A 513-nucleotide genomic window follows, 5' to 3' on the forward strand; every position below is an offset into this window, starting at 1 on the left:
TGGCGTTGTGCTGTGAAGGAGAGGATTGTGTGTTGATATATGCTGCTGATGCAGTGAGCTGCGACGGGCATGATCGAGGGGGACGGCGCGCCGGCGCGGCCTGGCGGGGACCGTGGGAGGGGGAGGGTGGGAGTGCGGGGAGAGGGTCAGGGTGCGGCTCAGGGAGTGGCGCGGAGGGGGCGGTGGGGGTGGGTGGGCAGGGGGAGTGAGAAGCAGAGGGGGAGGAGTGGGCGGGGAGGGGGGAGGGTGGGGGGGCCGGCTGGGGCAGAAATTCGTGAATCGTGAGCGCGGTAGCTGGGGGCGGGTGGATCGTTCGGCTGCCAGGGCGGCGGTCATCCTGGGGCCGGGGCGGGTCTCGGGGCGCGTGAAGCTGATCGGCCCGCGCCGCTATGCCGATCCGGCCGATATGCGGCGGGTCGGCGCCGACATATACGGTGGTGCATACCGGAGCGAGCCGTGGCTGGTGCGGAAGCATAGCCGCCACATTCAGCCGCCGCGCGGCCGTGGCTATCT

Annotated in this window: 1 pseudogene; it reads left to right on the forward strand. The window is 71.0% G+C overall.

What is annotated here, in order from left to right:
* Positions 1-304: 304 nt before the first annotated feature.
* Positions 305-513: pseudogene (locus tag A6V37_RS41695) on the forward strand (poly(3-hydroxyalkanoate) depolymerase); the annotation flags it as partial.

Origin of the sequence: Paraburkholderia ginsengiterrae (assembly GCF_001645125.1) — a bacterium.
Classification (GTDB): domain Bacteria; phylum Pseudomonadota; class Gammaproteobacteria; order Burkholderiales; family Burkholderiaceae; genus Paraburkholderia; species Paraburkholderia ginsengiterrae.